This is a genomic window from Aurantiacibacter xanthus (genome assembly GCF_003584015.1).
GTDB lineage: Bacteria > Pseudomonadota > Alphaproteobacteria > Sphingomonadales > Sphingomonadaceae > Alteraurantiacibacter > Alteraurantiacibacter xanthus.
On sequence record NZ_QXFM01000066.1, the window covers coordinates 1 to 16,641 of the forward strand.

Annotated in this window: 14 protein-coding genes; 3 read left to right on the forward strand and 11 right to left on the reverse strand. The window is 63.6% G+C overall.

Going from position 1 to position 16,641, the window contains the following annotated elements; genetic code table 11:
* On the forward strand, positions 1-1,202 hold a 1,202-nt coding region (locus D2V17_RS06655), incomplete at its 5' end, for a serine hydrolase (RefSeq protein WP_147367271.1).
* Between the two features lie 8 nt (positions 1,203-1,210).
* On the opposite strand, the gene D2V17_RS06660 is transcribed toward D2V17_RS06655, so the two are convergent.
* The 3 genes from D2V17_RS06660 to D2V17_RS06670 form a co-directional block, all read right to left on the reverse strand.
* Positions 1,211-2,317 (reverse strand): glycosyltransferase, encoded by a 1,107-nt coding sequence (locus tag D2V17_RS06660; protein WP_220474081.1) that lies wholly within the window; start codon positions 2,315-2,317, stop codon positions 1,211-1,213.
* 162 nt (positions 2,318-2,479) lie between these two features.
* On the reverse strand, positions 2,480-2,764 hold the full coding sequence (locus D2V17_RS06665) for a hypothetical protein (protein ID WP_119592307.1): 285 nt from the start codon (positions 2,762-2,764) through the stop codon (positions 2,480-2,482).
* 51 nt (positions 2,765-2,815) lie between these two features.
* The gene (locus tag D2V17_RS06670; protein WP_119592308.1) at positions 2,816-3,175 is read right to left on the reverse strand and encodes a hypothetical protein; all 360 of its coding nucleotides are present in this window, start codon (positions 3,173-3,175) and stop codon (positions 2,816-2,818) included.
* A gap of 487 nt (positions 3,176-3,662) precedes the next feature.
* Here D2V17_RS06670 and D2V17_RS06680 point away from each other — a divergent pair, with 487 nt between their 5' ends.
* Positions 3,663-4,706, forward strand: a complete 1,044-nt coding sequence (locus D2V17_RS06680) for an acyltransferase family protein (protein WP_119592310.1) — start codon at positions 3,663-3,665, stop codon at positions 4,704-4,706.
* Between the two features lie 22 nt (positions 4,707-4,728).
* Here D2V17_RS06680 and D2V17_RS06685 read toward each other — a convergent pair whose 3' ends face one another.
* The 3 genes from D2V17_RS06685 to D2V17_RS06695 form a co-directional block, all read right to left on the reverse strand.
* Positions 4,729-5,679 (reverse strand): family 16 glycosylhydrolase, encoded by a 951-nt coding sequence (locus tag D2V17_RS06685; RefSeq protein WP_119592311.1) that lies wholly within the window; start codon positions 5,677-5,679, stop codon positions 4,729-4,731.
* A gap of 426 nt (positions 5,680-6,105) precedes the next feature.
* Positions 6,106-7,923, reverse strand: coding sequence for a translation elongation factor 4 (gene lepA / locus D2V17_RS06690; protein WP_119592312.1), 1,818 nt, complete (start codon positions 7,921-7,923; stop codon positions 6,106-6,108).
* A gap of 66 nt (positions 7,924-7,989) precedes the next feature.
* Complete coding sequence (locus tag D2V17_RS06695; RefSeq protein WP_245978573.1) at positions 7,990-10,695, reverse strand: EAL domain-containing protein; 2,706 nt, start codon at positions 10,693-10,695, stop codon at positions 7,990-7,992.
* A gap of 250 nt (positions 10,696-10,945) precedes the next feature.
* Here D2V17_RS06695 and D2V17_RS06700 point away from each other — a divergent pair, with 250 nt between their 5' ends.
* A complete protein-coding gene (locus tag D2V17_RS06700) occupies positions 10,946-12,277 on the forward strand; it encodes an FAD-dependent oxidoreductase (protein WP_119592314.1) in 1,332 nt (443 codons plus the stop codon).
* A gap of 15 nt (positions 12,278-12,292) precedes the next feature.
* Here D2V17_RS06700 and dnaN read toward each other — a convergent pair whose 3' ends face one another.
* The 5 genes from dnaN to D2V17_RS06725 all read right to left on the reverse strand — a co-directional run bounded on the left by dnaN (position 12,293) and on the right by D2V17_RS06725 (position 16,576).
* A complete protein-coding gene (gene dnaN, locus D2V17_RS06705; RefSeq protein WP_119592315.1) occupies positions 12,293-13,420 on the reverse strand; it encodes a DNA polymerase III subunit beta in 1,128 nt (375 codons plus the stop codon).
* A 143-nt stretch (positions 13,421-13,563) separates the two neighbouring features.
* Positions 13,564-14,316 (reverse strand): 3-oxoacyl-[acyl-carrier-protein] reductase, encoded by a 753-nt coding sequence (fabG, locus tag D2V17_RS06710; protein WP_119592316.1) that lies wholly within the window; start codon positions 14,314-14,316, stop codon positions 13,564-13,566.
* Positions 14,317-14,359: 43 nt separating this feature from the next.
* Positions 14,360-14,752, reverse strand: a complete 393-nt coding sequence (locus tag D2V17_RS06715; protein WP_119592317.1) for a GxxExxY protein — start codon at positions 14,750-14,752, stop codon at positions 14,360-14,362.
* 34 nt (positions 14,753-14,786) lie between these two features.
* Entirely contained in the window at positions 14,787-15,719 is a 933-nt protein-coding gene (fabD, locus tag D2V17_RS06720) for an ACP S-malonyltransferase (protein ID WP_119592318.1), read from the reverse strand.
* 29 nt (positions 15,720-15,748) lie between these two features.
* Positions 15,749-16,576 (reverse strand): LD-carboxypeptidase, encoded by an 828-nt coding sequence (locus D2V17_RS06725; RefSeq protein ID WP_119592319.1) that lies wholly within the window; start codon positions 16,574-16,576, stop codon positions 15,749-15,751.
* Between the last annotated feature and the right edge of the window lie 65 nt (positions 16,577-16,641).

The window sequence follows — 16,641 nt, forward strand, 5'->3', positions numbered from 1 at the left end:
AGGGCGGGCCCCGGTTCGACGGCGATACCGAGTTCGAGATCGGCTCAATCACCAAGGTCTTCACCGCGCTGCTGCTCGCCGACATGGCGCTGAAGGGCGAAGTCGCGCTCGACGATCCGGTGGAACGCTATCTCCCCGCAGGCGCGCCTATGCCGCGCGACGGCGAGGGCCAGCAGATCACGCTGCGCCACCTGTCGCTGCAAACCTCGGGCCTGCCGCGCTTGCCCGACAACATGCCCTTCGGCGATCCCGCCGATCCCTATGCCGACTACACCGAACAGATGCTGCTGGACTTCCTCGGCAAGTACCAGCTGCCCCGCGCGGTCGGCGCGCATTACGAATACTCGAACCTCGGCGTCGGCCTGCTTGGCTACGTCCTCGCCCGCGCGGCGGGGACCGACTATGCAAGCCTCGTGAGAGAGCGCATTCTCGATCCGCTCGGCATGAAGGATACCGCCATCGCGCTCGATCCCGCGATGCAGGCCCGCCTTGCCGTGCCGCACGACGAATATCTGCGCGTGACCAGGCCGTGGAACCTGTCGGTGCTGGCCGGTGCCGGAGCGCTGCGCTCGACCGCCAGCGATATGCTCACCTTCGCCGAAGCGGCGATGGACCCGGCCTCGCCGATTGCCGAGGCCATGGCGCTGACACTCTCGGACCGGACCGATCAGGTTGGCACCGACAACCAGACCGCGCTCGGGTGGATGATCCTGCCCGCACCGGGCGGCGAAGTGCTCAACCACAGCGGCGGCACCGGCGGCTATCGCAGCCATCTGGCCGTGCAGCCGGGAACGCGGCGTGCGGTGATCGGCCTCACCAACTCCGCCGCCGAGCCCTCTGCCGCCGACCTTGCTTTCCACGCGCTGATCGGATCGCCGGTCGCTGCCGAAGCCGCCACCCCTGCCGCCCCCGCGCCGGTGCCCGAACGGGAGGAGGTAAGGCTAAGCCCCGAACAGCTCGCGCCGCTGGTGGGAACCTATCGCATGGCCAACAACGCCCGGCTGGCCATCACACTTGAGGACGGTCAGCTGTTCGCCCAGCTGACTTCGCAACCGGCGTTCCCGATCTTTGCCGAGGGGCCGCGCGCGTTCTTCTGGAAGGTGGTCGACGCACGGCTGGTGTTCACCGGCGAAGGCGACACCATCACCGGCGTCACGCTCTACCAGAACGGCGCGGAAGTGCCGTTCGAACGGATCGACTAGAAGCGCGCTTAGGCCGAAACGCGCGGCTTCTTCTTGCGCCGGTTCCACACCAGCGTGGACGACACGCCGAAGTTGAACACCGAGCCCATCAGCGCGCCAAGCACACCCGCCACGTTCCAGTTGCCGAACTCCTGCTGCGCGAAGTTCGCCACCGAGAGGTTCGCGATCGCGCCGACCGAGCAGACCAGAATGAACACCACCAGCCCCACGATCATGCGCATGCCCGTCAGCCGCTTGTCGCGGAAGGTGAACTGGTTGTTGAGCACGAAGTTGAACACCATGGCCACGAAGGTCGCCACGGTCTGGGCGATGATGAAGGTCGGCTGGAACGTGCCCATCAGGTTCAGCACCGACAGATGCACCGCCAGTCCCAGAAAGCCGACAATCGCAAACAGCACAAAACGCGGCGGAATCAGCCCCTTGGTCAGCTTCTCGATCAGCAGGAACAGGAACTCGGCCAGCACCATGAGGGTGAGCTTGCTTTCGCCCTCGGTGCGTTCGCGGAAGGTGTAAGGCACTTCCTCGATCCGCGTGGCGGGCGGTGCCGAAGCGATCAGATCGAGCAGGATCTTATACCCCTGCTGCGACAGGTCGTAGACATGGTTGTTCACCAGATCGCGCCGGGCCATGAAGAAGCCGCTCATCGGATCGCTGGTGGCATTGCCGATCAGCAGCTGGCTCATTTTCGTGGCCAGTTCGCTCATCCGCAAGCGGCCCTCGCCCCAGGTGCCGGTGGAGCCGCCAGCGGCATAACGCGTGCCGACCACCAGATCGGCCCCGCCGTCGATCTTCGCCAGCATCTGCGGGAGCACCGTTTCGTCGTGCTGCATATCGGCGTCGATCACCGCCACCACCGGCGCGGAGCTAGCCAGAATGCCCTCGACCACTGCCGACGACAGGCCCTTGCGCCCGACCCGGCGGATACAGCGCACGCGCGGATTGATCGCGCCGATCTTCAGCACCTCCTCATAGGTGCCGTCGGGGCTGTCATCGTCGACGACGATCAACTCCCACTCGATGCCCTTGAGCGCGCTTGCCAGCGCATCGGTGAAGGCGCGCATGTTGTCGCGTTCGTTGTAGCTCGGCGAAATGACCGACAGGACCGGACGGCCCAACCGTTCGTGTGCAATCGTCTGCTGTGCTGCCGTCAAAGCCTGAAACCTCGTTCGTCCACCCCGCTGCGGGTGATGCAGGCCCCTATGACCGGTGCCGGGCCGAGGCAAGGGTCTTCACCTCGGGCGTGGGGCCTGTCCTGCCAGAGGACAGGCCCGCCCGGCTTACACCAGGTAGATCGCCCCGCCCACCACGGCGAGGGTCGCCAGAGCGATCAGCGCCAGATCGAACTTGCCGAACTTGTCGACATGATCGTTCCGGAATTTCTCGTAGGCGGCGGGGTTCTTGCTCGCGAGGCTGGCGACTTCGAAAGCGCTGGCCTGCCTCTTGAACCACAGTTTCATATCAGCGAGCTGTTCGTCGCTGACATCGGGATAGAGATTCAACAGCTTCTCGATAGCGTCGAAGCGCGCGGAGGGGTCGGCAGAGGCTGCCCGATTATCGTGCATGGTATGTCACCTGATAGAAATGAGAAGGTCCGCCGGACGGCGGGCGTCAGATCAGGTGAAGGCAGGAGGGGCTCGCAGCGGCGGGACCACGCGCCAGGGAGCGAGCGGCGGCGGACCCGTCTGCCGGGGGGGCCAACCGGAGGGGCGGACCTGCGGCGGGGTGACGGTTTCGGAGACGACGAGCGGCTCCAGCGGCCAGCGCGGCTCGGCGACCAGCGTCTGGCGGGCGGTATCGCTCTTGTGGGAGAGCACCACCACATCGACCGTCTTCGCATCGAAGGCCGAGCCCCTGCCCGGATGGACCGGGAACGGCGCTGTCGGCGTCGCCTGCCCGAGGATGGCCGCGAGCAGCGCGATCAATCCAAGGCGGAACAGGTAAGGACGAAGCTTGGTCAGGGTCACAGGCGGCAAGTAGGTCGTTGCGGCGGAATGGACAAGTCTCGGCCCGCGCCATTCCTCGCCTGGCCTGAGCGCCTGCCTTGGCAGACAGTCGAAGACGAAAGATGGTCGGCACGCGGCGTATCTATAACGACCGGCCGCTGATGTTCATGGAACGCAACCGCGCGCGCGAGTGCTTTGCCGAGGGACGCGCGCGGGGCCTCCACCACGCACTCGAGACGGCCACGCGAGCGTGGGGAAGGCGCGAAAGGCCGCGAAGGACGAAACACGCATGCCCCAATTCCTGTGCTGATCGGGGAGATCGCAAATGGACTGCCATTCAGGCCATCAAAGCAAACTCTCTATTGATATCAATATCATAGAATCAAGAAAAGCAGGCCAGGAACAATTGCACCAAACTGGAACACCTTGCCTCAAGCGCTCGGGTTTTTTGGTCACGCTGTTGCTTGCCAATCAGAATTTTGGTTTAGACCTGCCCAAATGTTTGAGAGTAAATTGAATGATCTATAACTTTCAGGCATTGCGCGCATTCGCCGTATTCCTCGTCCTATTTGTGCATATAGAAGACCTTGTCGCTTCCGTCGGCATCTCGCAGAGTATGCTGGCATTTGGCAACGTTGGCGTGGACCTCTTTTTCGTTCTAAGCGGCTTTGTGATCGTCCACAGTACGATCAAGACCAATCCGAGCGCGACCGAATTTTTTAAGAGCAGATTGGTCCGAATCGTACCAATTTACTGGATTCTCACGCTGGGTGTTTTCAGCATTGCGCTCTTCTCTCCCAATCTGTTGGGATCCACACAGGCGAATTTCGCCAACCTCTTGAAGTCACTTTTCTTTATCCCTTACGAACGACAAGATGGATCCATATTTCCGATACTATTTGTCGGATGGTCATTAAATTATGAAATGTTCTTTTATACAATTTTTGCCGTCTTCCTCGCCTTATTCAGCAAGGTAAAACAGAGCATTATCGCCTCCTCGACGCTCATCACTACCCTAGTCGTCGTTATTTCCCTTACCAATCCCGTATCCGTTCCAGTTCACTTCTTAGGTCAACCGATTGTTCTGGAGTTCGTATTTGGAATGTGGATCGGTTACTTGGCAAACCGCCAGCCAAGCTTAACGATAAAAGGGGCGCAATGGATCCTTGTAGCCGCGATCGCATGGCTGGTAGCATACATGTTCGCCTGGCCGTCGGGGCCGCGGTGGATCCTTGCCGGCGTGCCCAGCGTCATAATTCTCGTTAGCGCCCTGTCGCTAGAGCGATCCGGGATCGTCGCCACGAACAGCAAGGTGCAACTTCTGGGGGCATCAAGTTATGCGATCTACTTGTCGCACCCGTTCGTCCTGCAAGGAATCAGCAAGCTAGTTCCGCCGCTCACCTCGGTCAGCGCCACAATCGCGATCGTAGCGACCGGATTTGCCGTGGCGTTAGCGGCTGGAGTCGCGGTCCACCTGCTGATCGAACTGCCCGTCGTTCGCTACCTCAAGAGAACGATTATCCATCGATCGCAGATAAGCGCATCAACGCCTCCCACCTGATGGGACACCTGACGTAATCAGGTCAGAACGGTGAATAGGCATACCCGTGCACTGTCATGGTCTGGATTCCTCCATCCCATTTACCGAGCCAGCCTTCAGCCCATCCCAAACCTGATTTGGCGGTCCACATTGACATGAGCGGGATCATCGGCTCGGTCGGAAAGGCCTCAGGGCTGTCGGAACGACGGAAGGTGTGAACCTTTTCGCCGTTAACATACATCTCGATATAGCCTGCCTGGATATCCGCGCGGATACCGAGCTTGTATCGCTTGCCCGACCAGTCCTGCCCTGCCATCACTGTCACGCTGTGCTGCTTGTGCGCGCCGGTGTGTTCCGAATGAAGCGTCAACTGCAAGCCAAGACGCGTGAATTCGAAGTCGATCTCCCCCGCCTTGCCGTCATTGTTTTTGGTATAAAGCCAGAGTGGCGCTGCCACGAACCCTTCGCGCATGTCCGGCAAAGTGACATCGGCTTCCCAAACGCCTCGGTAATGCCCCTCTTGACCAACGCCCTTGAGTTCCGGCGCTCCGGTTTGATCCAGCTTGAGAACGATGTCGCTGCCGTTTGCGGTGACATGGTCGAACTTCCAGGGAATATCGCTAAACCCATGATCCCAGTTCGATGCATGCCAAGGTTGCGAATAGTCAAATAGCGTCATGGTTGAGATGTCGATCGGCGGAAGATCGCCAGTTTGCCGAGCGCGATCAGCACCCGAATTTGTCGTGTTCCGATCGCCGCTGTTGCGGCCCTTGGCGCCTGACTCCGAATAGTAGCCACCGTTGTCCGACCCGTTAAGACTCTGATCTATCGCATTACCAGTGTTGCAATCGAGGCTAGTCATCGCAATGTCCGCATTTATACAGATCGACTTAACCGCAGCCGGCAGTTCTGTACCTAACCCCGCGACCATCACCACGGCGAACACAGAGCAGCCTGTAAAAAGAGGCCCAACTTTAGTCACATATTTCAACATATCGACATTCCGGAAGCCAATTTTCTGAATATATAACTTGAGAACCCCATCTATGGTTCAGAAGCACGGCGAACGCGTTGAAGCCAACTTTGCGGCGGCCCTTGCCGTTTTATGCAAAGCCATCCATGGCGAACGTCCTCAAGTCCGTTAACGCTCGGCGTTATGATCACGTTTCCGCGGATGATAGCAAATCGCTATGGGCGAACGAAGTCCGCCCCCGAAGAAAATCGGACAAACCGCCAAATGGCTGCGGTGGAGCGCAAATGCGCCCCCTTCTGCTCGGTCCACAGACCCGCCATAGCGCAGACCTCGTGTAGGTTGTGTCCTTCCGCGAAGATGAGGGTCGGCGTCGCGTGACGCTACTCCTCCCCCATCCGCAGCGCCGCAATAACCCTTCGACAAGCTCAGGGTGAGCGGGTTGAAGAGCTACTCCTCCCCCATCCGCAACGCCGCAATGAACGCCTCCTGCGGAATGCTCACATTCCCATACTCGCGCATCCGCGCCTTACCCTTCTTCTGCTTCTCCAGCAGCTTCTTCTTCCGGGTAATGTCGCCGCCATAACACTTGGCGGTCACGTCCTTGCGCAGCGCGGCAATCGTCTCGCGGGCGATGATCTTGCCGCCAATCGCCGCCTGAATCGGGATCTTGAACAGGTGGCGCGGGATCAGGTCTTTCAAACGCTCGCACATCCCGCGGCCGCGCTCTTCGGCCACCGAGCGGTGCACGATCAGCGATAGCGCGTCGACAGGCTCGGCATTGACCATAATGTTCATCTTCACCAGATCGCCCTCGCGCAGGCCGATCTGCTCGTAGTCGAAGCTGGCATAGCCGCGGCTGATCGACTTCAGGCGGTCGTAGAAATCGAACACCACCTCGTTCAGCGGCAACTCGTAGGTCACCTGCGCGCGGCCGCCGACATAGGTGAGTTCGGTCTGGATGCCGCGCCGGTCCTGGCACAGCTTCAGGATCGCGCCGAGATATTCGTCGGGGGTGTAGATCACCGCCTTGATCCACGGCTCTTCCACCTGCTCGATCCGGTTCACGTCGGGCCAGTCGGCGGGGTTGTGGATGTCGACCACCGCCGCATCCTCGTTCTTCGTGTGTGCGAGGTGGACGCGATAGACCACCGAGGGCGCGGTGGTGATGAGGTCGAGGTCGTATTCGCGGCTCAGGCGCTCCTGAATGATCTCGAGGTGCAGCAGGCCGAGGAAGCCCGCGCGGAAGCCGAAGCCCAAGGCCGCCGAGCTTTCCATCTCGTAGGAGAAGCTGGCGTCGTTGAGGCGCAGCTTGCCGATGCTCTCGCGCAGCTTCTCGAAGTCGGCGGCGTCGACCGGGAACAGCCCGCAGAACACCACCGGCTGCACTTCCTTGTAGCCCTTGAGCGGCGCGGTTGCCCCGCCCTTCACCGTGGTGATCGTGTCACCGACGCGGGCCTGCTCGACCTCCTTGATCTGCGCGGTGATGAAGCCGATCTCGCCCGGCCCGATCTCGGGCAGGTCGGTGCGCTTGGGGGTGAAGCAGCCGACGCGGTCGACCAGATGCTCGGTCCCGCCTTGCATGAACTTGACCTGCAGGCCCTTCTTCAGGACCCCGTCGATCACGCGCACCAGAATGACCACGCCGAGATAGGGGTCGTACCAGGAGTCGACCAGCATCGCCTTCAACGGCGCATCGCGGTCGCCGCTGGGGGCCGGAATCTTGGCGACGACCTGTTCGAGAATATCCTCGATACCGATGCCCGACTTGGCGCTCGCCAGCACCGCCTCGCTCGCATCGATGCCGATGATGTCCTCGATCTCGGTGCGCACCTTTTCCGGCTCGGCGGCGGGCAGGTCGATCTTGTTGATGACGGGCACGATCTCGTGGTCGTGCTCGATGGATTGATAGACGTTGGCGAGCGTCTGCGCTTCCACGCCTTGCGCCGCATCGACCACCAGCAGCGCGCCCTCGCAGGCGGCAAGGCTGCGGCTGACCTCATAGGCGAAGTCGACGTGGCCGGGGGTGTCCATGAGGTTCAGCTCATAGGTCTCGCCGTCCCTCGCGGTGTAGGCGAGGCGGACGGTCTGCGCCTTGATGGTGATGCCGCGCTCGCGCTCGATGTCCATGTTGTCGAGCACCTGCTCGGACATTTCGCGCTCGGTCAGGCCGCCGCAATGCTGGATCAGCCGGTCGGCCAGCGTGCTCTTGCCGTGGTCGATGTGGGCGATAATGCTGAAGTTGCGGATCTTCGATAGTTCGGTCATCGCCCGCCCTTAGCCGCGCGGCGCAAGACTGTCAGCAGGCTATCTTGCCGAGGTCGTGATCCAATATCACGCGGTGGCACTCGCCCCGACCGGCACAGGCGGTGCACCCTGCGTCGCCACAAGACGGCCCGCACTGTCACGCACCAGCGCGCGCTCGAACTGGACACCCATGCGGTCCTCCTCGCACCAGCGCGTGGTGCAACTGATCGTATGCTCGCGCGAGAGGCGCAGAACGAAGGTCGTGCCGGTCGGCACGTTCCTCAGTCCCTCGATCATCGCCCCGCGCGAGGAAATGTTGCGCACCGTGCCGTTATAGACCTGCCCTTCGTGATCGAGCACCACCTTGCGCAGTACCTTCTGCCGCGGCGCACGGGCCGAGCGGGGCCCGTGCGCATCCGCCTGCAGTCCGCTGGCAAGCCTCTCGGTCGCGTCCTTCGCGCTCATCGGTTTGGCGTAGATGAAGCCCTGCACGTGGCTGCATCCGTGCAGGCGCACCAGATCCAGCTCGTCCATCGTCTCCACCCCCTCGGCGGTGGTGTCCATACCCAAGGCATGCGCAAGATTGGTGATCGAGGCGATGATGGCGCCATTGCGACTGCCCTGCTCGGTCGCGCCGCGCACGAAGCTCTGGTCGATCTTGATCTTGTCGAACGGCGCCTTCTTCAGATAGCCGAGCGAAGAATAGCCGGTGCCAAAGTCGTCGAGTGCAATGCGCACGCCAATCCGCTTGAGCGAGGCGAACATCGCGTCGGTGCCCTCGTTGTCGGACAGGAACACGCTCTCGGTCAGTTCGAGTTCGAGCTGCTCGGGGCTGATCCCCGCCGAAGCAATGGCCTTCATCACCATGGCGGGAAGCTGCGGGTTGGCGAACTGCAACGGCGAAACGTTGACCGCCACGCGCACATCTTCCGGCCATGTCGCCACGTCCTTGCAGGCCTGGCGCAGGGCCCATTCGCCCAGCTGGACGATCAAGCCGGTATCTTCGGCAATGGGGATGAACTTGGTGGGGCTGATCGGGCCCCTGGTCTTGTGGTGCCAGCGCAGCAGCGCCTCGAACCCGGTGATGGTCTCGGAGGCAACGCTCACCACCGGCTGATAATAAAGCTCCAGCTCGCCATTGCTGATCGCATCGCGCAGATCCTCCTCCAGCTGCGAGCGCTCTTCCGCTTCGGCATGGAGATCGTCGGCATAGAAGTGATAGCGCCCGCGCCCGCCATCCTTGGCGGCATAGAGCGCCAGATCGGCATTGCGGATCAGCGCCTCGCTGGTGCTGCCGTCGGCCGGCGAGACGGCCATCCCGATCGATGCGCCAATCACCACGCGCTGCCCCTCGATCGAATAGGGCTGCGAGAGCGAATAGATGATTTCCGCCGCCAGCGTACCAAGGTGATCGCGCGCCATCGAGCGCGGGATGATCACCTCGAACTCGTCGCCACCGAGCCGGCCGACCTGTCCGTGGCTGCCCACGGCCCGCTCCAGCCGCTGGGCGACCTGCATCAGCAGCGCATCGCCCGCCGGATGGCCCAGCGTGTCGTTCACATGCTTGAAGCGGTCGAGATCGAGCAGCATCACCGCACAGTCGCGATGATGAAGCTGCGGCGAACTGAGGATCTTCTCCAGGCTCTGCGACATCTGGAAGCGGTTGGCGAGCCCGGTGAGCGAATCGTAGTGGGCCAGACGGCTGGCATGTTCCTGGCTGCGGCGACGCTCGGTGAGGTCGGTGCCCGACCCCCGGAAGCCGACATAGTTGTTGAACTGGTCATAGATCGGGCGGCCCGAGACCGACCACCAGCGCACCTCTTCGTCGGTCGCGGCGCGCATGTCGAGTTCGCTGAAGGACGAGCGCGCCGAGAGGTGGAATTGCAGGCTGCGCTCGCTCTCCTCGCCCGACTGGTCCATATCGAACAGGCGGGTCAGCGGCTGGCCAATCAAGGCGCCAACCTCAAGGCCAAGCACCTCGGCCACAGGGGGCGATACGTAGGTCAGCTGCGCGCGGCGGTCGATTTCCCAGAACCAGCCCTGCCCGGTTTCTTCGTAGTCGGCCAGAATGTCGCGGGCGCGGGTTTGCGCGCGCTCGTTCGCTTCCATCTCCTGCCGGTCGCGCAGCTGCTCGTCCCACTGTTCCTGACTGACCCTTGCCGACACCAGCAGCACCAGCGCCAGCGTACCCCATCCGGCGATACTGCTGAAGCTGATCGTCACCGCCGTCCAGGTGGCCAGATGCACCGCGAACATCAGCGCTGGCCGCCGGCGCAGATAGGCCCCGGCGACAAGGCTGGTCCCGGCCACTGCGGCCATCATCGCATCGCCGGGCAGACCGCCGTGAATGGTCCAGTGCGCCATACCGAGAGCAAACAGGAACGGCGGCAGCGCCACGAACACGACGCAGACAGCAAGCTTGGCCCGGCCGTGGCGGCGGCTGGCCATCTGCCGGGCCGCACGGCGGGGCAAGACCCCCAGCATCGCCGAACCGATCAACAGCAGCGCGTGCAAGTCGGGCACGCTGGTCGCCAGGATCTGGCCGCCGCACAAAGCGATCAGCATGATCAGCGCCAGAGCGGGCCAGCGGCGCGGCAACCAGCCGTGCATCCGGTGCTGCGGCTCCGGCGGGGTGAAGGCGCGCGTCTTTCGGGCCATCCGGCGATTGCCCTTGCGGCGGTCGCTGGTCGGCTGCGGCAAGTCGGGAACCGGCGCGAGGTCGGACGTCTCGGCGGGCTCGGCAACAACCGGCGCAGCGCCACGTCTTGCCGCGGCAAAAGCCGCGGGCCGCACAACCTCTGGCGCCTCGCTTCGGGCAGCAGAATCGGTCCGGGACGAATCAGTCTCGGTATCACCCCTTGTGCGCGCAAAAGTCATGCGCCTGCTTTCGCCGACCCACTTTGCGAAAGCGTTAATTCTTAGCTACATACGGGAAACTATCTAGAAACACGAAATGTCGGCTTGCTCCTGCCCGCGCCCGATTGGCGACGCCGGGCAATTGGGCTAGTATTGCCGGACAAAAGGCCGGGAGAAGGCGAAGCACATGCGACATCTGGCGATCATCGGCTCCGGCCCATCCGGCTACTATACGGCAGAAGCCGCGCAAAAGGCGTTCGGGGACGATATCCGGGTTGACGTGTTCGACCGCCTCCCCGTTCCCTACGGCCTTATCCGCAGCGGAGTGGCCCCCGATCATCAGTCGATCAAGGGCGTTTCGCGGCGCTACGAGAAGGTGGCGTTAAGCGAGAACGTCCGCTTCGTCGGCAATGTCACCATCGGCAGCGACATCAGCGTGGATGAACTGGCCGGGCTTTACGATGCGCTGGTCTTCGCCACCGGCGCGCCGCACGACCGCGAGCTGGGCATTCCCGGCGCGGAGCTTGGCAACGTGTTCGGCAGCGCGCGCTTTGTCGGCTGGTACAATGGCCATCCCGAATTCGCCAGGCTGGCACCCGACCTCACCGGCTCCACCGCCGTGGTCATCGGCATGGGCAATGTCGCGCTCGATGTGGCGCGGATTCTCTCGAAAACGCGCGAGGAATTCGCCGACAGCGATATCGTCAACCATGCGCTCGACCAACTGGCCAGCGCCGGGATTGAGCGCATCGTGCTGCTTGGCCGGCGCGGGCCGCACCAGATCATGATGACCCCCAAGGAACTGGGCGAGCTGGGCGAGCTGGCCCGCGCCGCGCCTGTGGTCGATCCGGCCGACCTGCCGCCAGAGGGCGACGACGCCATGCTCGAACCGGGCCTGCGGAAATCGGTCACGCTGCTGCGCCAGTTTGCCGCCGCCGGAGAGACAGCGCGCGAGGGCAAGCCCATCGCCATCGAGTTCGCCTTCTTCGCCCAGCCGCACGCGCTGATCGGCACGGACAACGTCGAGGCCATCGAGGTCGAACGCACCGTGATCGAGCGCGGTCGCGCGGTCGGCACGGGCGAGATCGAGCGCCTGCCCGCCGATCTGGTGGTCAGCTGCATCGGCTATCGCAGCAGCCCGATCCCCGGCCTGCCGTTCGACGAACGGGCGGGCCGTTTCGCCAACGACGAGGGACGGATGCTGCCCGGCATCTATTGCGTGGGCTGGGCGCGGCGCGGGCCGACGGGCACCATCGGCACCAACCGGCCTGACGGCTATGGCATCGTCGAAAAGATCGGCGAAGACCTCGCCGATGGCACGCTCGGCAACGGCGGCAAGCAGGGCCGCGCCGGGTTCGACGCGCTGGCACGGAGCAAGGGGCTCGACCTCGTCACTTTCCGCGACTGGAAGAAGATCGAGCAGGCCGAGGAACAGGCCGCCCGCGCAGGCGCCCCGCGCGAAAAATTCGTCGATCTGGCGGCGATGATGCAGGCGCTGGGCGACGACCGGGAGCCATAGGCTCCCGTATCGCGATCAGACCCGCATCGGCATCAGCACGTAAAGCGCGGGGCTGTTCTCGTCCTTGCGGATCAGCGTCGGCGCGCCCGCATCGGCGAAGTGCAGTTCGACCAGGTCGCTGTCGATCTGGCCGAGCACGTCCTTGAGATAGGCCGCGTTGAAGCCGATTTCGAGCGGGTCGGAACTGTATTCGGCGCTGACCTCTTCGGCGGCGTTGCCGTTGTCGGGGCTGGTGACGGTGAGCACGACCTTGTCGGCCTCAAGCCCCATCTTCACCGCACGGGTCTTCTCGGTGGCGATGGTCGCCACGCGGTCGACACCGGCGAAGAACACCTTGGGATCGACCTTGAGCAGCTTGTCGTTCCCGGTCGGGATCACGCGGTTGTAGTCGGGGAAAGTGCCGTCGATCAGCTTCGAGGTCAGCACCACGCCGCCCTCACCGCCAAGCGTGAAGCGGATCTTGCTCGGCGACAGGTCGATCTCGACCGCGCCTTCCATCGCCTCTTCCAGCAGCTTGCGCAGCTCGGCCACGGCTTTGCGCGGCACGATCACGTCGGGCATGCCCTCGGCCCCGGCAGGGCGCTCCATCGTGAAGCGGGCGAGACGGTGGCCGTCGGTCGCCGCGGCCTTCAGCACGCCGCCATCTTCATCCGCCACGTGCAGGAAGATGCCGTTGAGGTAGTAGCGCGTTTCCTCGGTCGAGATCGCGAAGCGGGTGCGGTCGATCATCTCGGCCAGCAGCTTGGCGGGCAGCTTGAAGCTGGTCGGCAGGTCGCCCTCGACGATCACCGGGAAATCATCGCGCGGCAGGGTCGGAAGCTGGAAGCGGCTGCGCCCGGCCTTCACCACCATGCGGTTGTCCGCCGTTTCGAGGCTGACCTCGCTGCCATCGGGCAGCTTGCGGGCAATGTCGAACAGCAAGTGCGCCGAGACGGTGATCGCGCCGGGCGTTTCCACCGCATTGGCGCGCATCGATTCGACCACCTGCAGATCGAGATCGGTCGCCATGACCTTGACCATCCCGCCCGCGTCGGCCTCGATCAGCACGTTGGAGAGGATCGGAATCGTGTTGCGCCGTTCCACCACCGATTGCACGTGCGACAGGCAGCGCAGCAGTGTCGCCCGTTCGATCTTGGCTTTCATCGCGTTTCAAACCTCTGCGTTCAAGCAGCCCGTCCCACGGGCAATTCTACAGGCCTATCCTTAGCAAGGGTCGCTTGCGCGGCAAGGATTCCCTGCCGGAATCGCCCGAGAGGGGGCGATTCCTTGGGGAAAACTGCGGGAAATCACCCCATCATGGCCATTCCGCCGTTCACGTGCAGCACCTGTCCGGTGACATAGCCCGCCTCGTCGCTGGCGAGATAGGCCACCGCACCGCCGATATCGCCGCCCTCGCCCATCCGGCCCATCGGGATGCGGGCGTTGATCGCGTCCTTCTGCTTGTCGTCGAGCGCGTCGGTCATGGCCGAGCGGATGAAGCCCGGCGCCACGCAGTTGACGGTGATGTTGCGGCTGGCGAGTTCGGCGGCAAGGCTGCGGCTCATGCCCGCGACGCCTGCCTTGGAGGCGCAATAGTTCATTTGGCCCGGATTACCGGTGGCGCCGACCACGCTGGTGATGTTGATGATGCGGCCGTGGCGGGCCTTCATCATCGGCCGGGTGGCGGCGCGCATCAGGCGGAAGGTCGAGCTGAGGTTCACCGCGATCACATCGTCCCACTCCTCGTCCTTCATCCGCATGGCGAGGTTGTCACGGGTGATCCCGGCGTTGTTGACGAGGATGTCGAGCTTGCCGAGCGTGTCGATGGCGGCGGGGATGAGTTCCTCGACCTGCTGCGTGTCGGACAGGTTGCAGGTGATCTCGACGTGGTCGTGGCCGAAGTCGGCGTTCAGTTCCTCGCGGAAGGCGCGCAGCTTGGCCGGGTTCGAGCCCGAGAGTGCGAGGCGGGCACCTTGCTTCGCGAGCGAGCGGGCGATGGCCGAGCCGATCCCGCCGCTGGCGCCGGTGATGAGGGCGGTTTTTCCTTCGAGTGAGAACATTAGCTGTGTCCTGTACATTGTTCGCTCGCAGAGGCGCAGAGGGTCACATTGGCGAGCGATGGTTGTTGACGACCCGGCGGATTCCTTCCTTCATGGTCTCGCCGGAAAAATTGAGAAGCAGCCCTACGGGCTGTTGAGTAAGGCGTAGGTATGTCAGCAATTGCTTGGCGTGCAAATTCGAGAGGCGCTCAACGGACTTGATCTCCAGCACGAGACGATCATCCACAAGCAGATCGATCCTGAAAGCATTCACGAAAGTCTGGCCTTCAAAGCAGATGTCGATCGCCTTCTGGCGGTCGACCTTCACTCCTGCGCGAACGAGCGATCCGGTAAGAACCAGCTCATAAACCGATTCGAGCAGCCCCGGTCCCAACTCACGATGAATGCGAATACAGTGGTCAACCACCATTCCGCTCAACTCATCAATCTCGCGCATACCCCCTCCGCGCCTCTGCGCCTCTGCGAGCGCCTCAAATCTCCTTCGCGAGCGCCTCGATATCGTCCATCCCCACCACACTGGTGACACGCGCATCGGGGGCGATCTTCTTGATCATCGGCCCCAGCACCTTGCCGCCCAGCTCGACGAAATGGGTGATCCCCGCATCGGCCATCGCCCCGACGCTCTCGCGCCAACGCACGCGGCCGGTGATCTGCTGCACCAGCAGATCCAGCTCCTCGCCCGCATCGGTCACGGGAGCAGCAGTCACGTTGGCGTAAAGCGGCAAGCGGAACGCCTGCGGCGGGGTCGCCGCCAGGGCCTCGGCCATCTTCTCCGCCGCCGGGCCCATCAGCGAGCAGTGGAACGGCGCCGACACCGGCAGCTTGATCGCGCGCTTGCAGCCATATTCCTTCGCCAGTTCGACCGCCCGGTCAATCGCCGCAAGGTGGCCCGAGAGCACGACCTGCCCCGGATCGTTGTCGTTCGCCACTTCGCACACGTCACCCTGCGCGGCAGCTTCGGCGAGCGCCGTCGCCTTCTCGATGTCCGCCCCGAGCAGCGCGCACATACCGCCCAAGCCGACCGGCACGGCGGCCTGCATCGCATCGCCGCGAATACGCAGCAGACGGGCCGTATCGGCAAGGCTGAACGCGCCCACGGCGGCCAGCGCCGAATATTCGCCCAGCGAGTGCCCCGCCACGGCCTCACCCTTGGCCGACAGGCTCACCCCGCCCGCCTCAAGCACGCGCGCAATGGCCAGCGCATTGGCCATGATCGCAGGCTGCGCATTGGCGGTCATCGTCAGCTCGTCCTCAGGCCCTGCCGCCATCAGCGCCGACAGCTTCTGCGACAGCGCCTCGTCGACCTCTTCGAAGGTCTCGCGCGCGATGGAACTGGCGGCAGCGAGATCGACACCCATGCCGACCTTCTGGCTGCCCTGCCCCGGAAATACGAATGCGATCATGGGATAGCTCCTTTGCTGGGGGTGCGCGCTTATGCCCGGCGGGCGCGCGCGGCAAGTCCGAAGGGCACGAGCTTGTTGGCAGCGTCGTGCCCGATGTCGGCACGCCCGAGGTAGGCGATGCCGCTCCTGGCGCACCAGAAGCGAGCGATCTGCTCCTCGTCATAGCCGAACGGACGGTCGTTCTCGGGCACGGCGGACACCCGCCCGAGCCTGATCCCGGCCACACCCTTGAGGTGCTGCGTGACGTGGAAGAACAGGCGGTCGACCGCATACATATGCTCCGACACTTCTTCGAGCAGGACCACATGGCCGGTGAGGTCGGGCATGAACTCGGTGCCCACCAGCATCGCCAGCGTCATCAGGTTGAAGGCCACGGCAGGCCGTTCGTCGAGCCCGCCTTCAAGACCATCAGCCGCGCCGGAAAAATAGCGCAGCACCCGCCGCACCGCCTCGGCCCCGCCCTCGCGGCGAATGTCGCCCGCCAATGGACCGTGGACCTGCTGCCCGATCCCGTGCCGGTAAAGCGCGCCCATCAAGGTGCCGCAGTCCGAGTAACCGAGATAGACCTTCGCCCGCGCGGCTTCGCCCAGCCCCGCCAGCGCCTCAGGCGTGATCCGGTTCGAGCCATAGCCGCCCATCGCGAACCATACCGCGTCGACCTCCGGGTCGTTCGCAACGTTGAGGAAAGCCGCCAGCCGCTGCGCATCGTAGCCCGCGAAGTGGCCGTGCTCGGCAAAGCACTGCGGGTGGAAGCGCAAGGTAAGGCCAGGAAACTCCTCCTCAGCCAGCGCCACCACCGCTGCCGCACGGTCGGATTGGATGGGCTTGCCGGGGCAAACCAGAGCGATGCGCGTCATGTGCTCTTCCTAATGCGCCGCGCCGTGGCCGTCACCCCCTCAAGACAGCATTTGAATTAGCCGCC